General features: G+C 43.7%; 4 protein-coding genes. 1 reads left to right on the plus strand and 3 read right to left on the minus strand.

What is annotated here, in order from left to right:
* Window positions 1–748, plus strand: a 748-nt coding sequence (locus tag WEIDD23_RS01485; protein ID WP_242865369.1) for an inorganic phosphate transporter, incomplete at its 5' end; no start/stop codon positions are given.
* Window positions 749–1,047: 299 nt separating this feature from the next.
* On the opposite strand, the gene WEIDD23_RS01490 is transcribed toward WEIDD23_RS01485, so the two are convergent.
* From WEIDD23_RS01490 to WEIDD23_RS14240, 3 genes are all read right to left on the minus strand, one after another.
* Window positions 1,048–2,001 carry an NADP-dependent oxidoreductase gene (locus WEIDD23_RS01490; protein ID WP_010374902.1) on the minus strand — a complete coding sequence of 318 codons (954 nt, stop codon included), beginning with the start codon at window positions 1,999–2,001 and terminating at the stop codon, window positions 1,048–1,050.
* Between the two features lie 80 nt (window positions 2,002–2,081).
* On the minus strand, window positions 2,082–2,804 hold the full coding sequence (locus WEIDD23_RS01495; RefSeq protein ID WP_242865370.1) for a substrate-binding domain-containing protein: 723 nt from the start codon (window positions 2,802–2,804) through the stop codon (window positions 2,082–2,084).
* Window positions 2,797–3,005: LacI family DNA-binding transcriptional regulator (locus WEIDD23_RS14240; protein WP_242865371.1), on the minus strand; the 209-nt coding region annotated here is incomplete at its 5' end. The genes WEIDD23_RS14240 and WEIDD23_RS01495, both read right to left, overlap by 8 nt.

A 3,005-nucleotide genomic window follows, 5' to 3' on the forward strand; every position in this document is an offset into this window, starting at 1 on the left:
GAACTTGATTACGTGGTGGTTTGGTCTACCATCTTCATCAACTCACGCGATTATTGGTGGGTTGATGGGAGCTGGTTTGGCTGAACAAATTGCCGGTAATGATGTACACATTAAGTTAGCCAAAGTCGTTGAAAAGGTGATTGATCCCATGGTGTTGTCGCCAGTTGTCGGATTTGGTCTTGCACTTATAATCATGGTTATTTTGAATAAGATCATTAAAAAGGCTAATTTAAAGGAAACGGATAAGTTTTTCCGAAGTGCTCAAATTTTCACATCCGCTTCATTGGCTTTGGGACACGGTTTGCAAGACGCTCAAAAGTCAATGGGATTGATGTTTATGGCGGCTGCCCCGGTTGGTTTCTTTGGCATTAAGCCTGGACAAACGGAAATTCCGCTACAAATTATCTTGATGGCATCTTTGGCCATCTCAGCTGGAACAATGGCCGGTGGACAACGCATTATTCACACGTTGGGTAGCAAGATTACGGTATTGAGTCCACAAAAAGGATTCGTGGCAGAAGCCGTTTCATCAGCAGTGTTGTTCATTTCTGCGTACTTTGTTCACGCGCCAATTTCAACGACGCACACGGTTACGTCAGCAATTGCTGGAACGGGTGCATCTGATGATATTCGTGCCGTAAAATGGAGTACGTTAAAGAACATTGTGATGGCCTGGATTATTACAGTGCCATCAGCAGGATTGATCGGTTTCATGTTCGAAGAAATCTTCCGCATGTTGTTTATGTAATTTAACTTAGTAAAAAACGCTACTTGCCGAAATTGCGGCCGGTAGCGTTTTTAATTTAATCATGATAATTGCAGCGGCTTATAGAACGATCATGTTTTGATTATAGAGCTTATAATTGACAATTAGTTTGAATCGTTTATCAATAATCAAATACTTTGGGGTCATTTACCTACTTTAGTTCAACTCACGATAATATATATTATGTAAACTAGAATAAGTCTGTTTTCTGTAAACACGACATTGCTTGCAAAATTAAACACCAAGATACGACAACTAGCCTATCTTGGTGTTTAATTAGTTTATTCCGCAATCATTTCAATCACTACTTTGCCACGTGCATGATGTGATTCAATACGTTCGTGCGCGGCCCGCACGCCGGCCGTTGTAAACGGAAACTTTGAGTCAATGACAATCTTTAAGGCATCGTTTTGATAATACGCCGCTAGCTTGGCTAAATCCTGCCCATTTGGTTGTAACCAACCAGCCAGTAACGTTTGATCGTTGGCTGCGGCTGCTGCTAACTGTTCAGATGTCGGTTTTGCTGAAATCGTCACAATTCGGCCACCATGTGCTAAAACAGCTAATCCAGCATCAATGTCACCAACACTGTCTAGAACCGCATCATATTGACTGATAACGTCGGTGATAGCTTTTTGGTGATAATCAATGACAATATCTGCGCCCAAGTGACGCACAAACGTTGCGTTTTCGGGACCGGCTGTTGTGGCAACAGTTGCACCAAGCGCTTTTGCAAGCTGAATGGCGACAATACCAACACCACCAGCCCCGGCCTGAATCAATACTTTAGAACCGGCCGTCACGTGTAGCTCGTTTAACATTTGTAAGGCTGTTTCACCAGCCAATGGTAACGCTGCAGCTTCCGCGAATGACATCGTTTCAGGCATCAAGGCAACTTTGTCAGCGTTTACCGCCATTAACGTCGCGTAAGACCCAAAAGCACCGGTATCATCCATGTCAGGTCGTGCAAATACACGATCGCCAACGGTAAAATCAGTGACATCATCGCCAATTTCAACTACAATGCCAGCGATATCCCAGCCTAAGACGACGGGAAATTGCCAATTAAACATGCTTTTCAACGCGCCTTGACGGGCTTTGTAGTCAATTGGATTGACGCTCGTTGCGTAGGTTTTAATCAATACTTGATCGTCAGTTATGGTTGGATTGACATAATCATCGACAACCGATAATTCATTGCTATCCCCATATTGGTTAATAATTGCTGCTTTCATACCACACCTCCAGAAACTCATTATGACATAGTGTCTCCCGAGTGAATTGGAAGTTTAAGATATCTTTTCATTTATTGGCGTTACCAACTACTGCGACGCACCAACTCGCCGCGTAGTAAGGGATCAGTTAAGACAGGTTCTGCTTGAGATAGATCCTTTAAACGGTGATATAGCCATTGGCCTAACGCAAAATAATCGAAACTAACCGTGCTTAAACCTGGTGTCACGATTTCGGCAGCCGGTGTATTGTCAAACGCGACGATTTTGGTGTTTGCAGGTACGGCGATGTGCTGCTCTTGCAATGCTGCTAGTGCCCCTAACGCAATCGTGTCAGTTGCTGCAATGATGTATTTGGGTGACGAATGTGTCTCGAGGTAGTTACGCATAATTTCAGCCGTTTCAGTACGATCAAATGTTGTGTAAAGACGTTGCATGTTGTTGTCTAAAGCTTGAATTATCGCGTTGAACCGTGTTTGCCCAACATTGTAGTCACTAGTTGGATCAACACCAAGTAACAACACATCCGTTGGTTTAACATTAGCAATTAATGGCACGAGTAACTCGCCGGCATGTTGGTTATCAACGTTAACAGTTTCAAAGTGTCGTGACGGTTGTCCCTGCACCACAACGGGTACGGATACTTGTTGTAGCACAGTAGTCATCTCGTTAGTAATTTGCCCAGTCATCACGACGATACCATCGACATTTTGTTGGGCAAGCTGCTTAACCGCTTCAACTTGGCGCTTGGCATCGTGATAGGTGTTGATGGTTAAGAAAAAATCTCCTTGATTAACATCATCCATGCCACGCATCATCTCCGTCAAAGCAAATGAGGCAAATGTGGGGACCACAACCCCAATCATGCCACTGGAAGTTTTTTTTCAAACTTTGGGCAAATCGATTGGGTTCATAGTCATACTCTTTGACGACAGCATCTAGCTTAGCCCGCGTTTTTGCGCTAATTGACCCGTTGTTTAAATAACGTGAGACGGTGCTTTTCCCGA

The sequence above is a fragment of the Weissella sp. DD23 genome (assembly GCF_001579105.1).
GTDB classification, from domain to species: domain Bacteria; phylum Bacillota; class Bacilli; order Lactobacillales; family Lactobacillaceae; genus Weissella; species Weissella cibaria.

Bases quoted from the DNA above. Each gene is read 5' to 3' on its own strand.
- WEIDD23_RS01495 (WP_242865370.1), bottom strand. From the start codon at position 2,804: ATGGATGATGTTAATCAAGGAGATTTTTTCTTAACCATCAACACCTAT.
- WEIDD23_RS01490 (WP_010374902.1), bottom strand. From the start codon at position 2,001: ATGAAAGCAGCAATTATTAACCAATATGGGGATAGCAATGAATTATCG.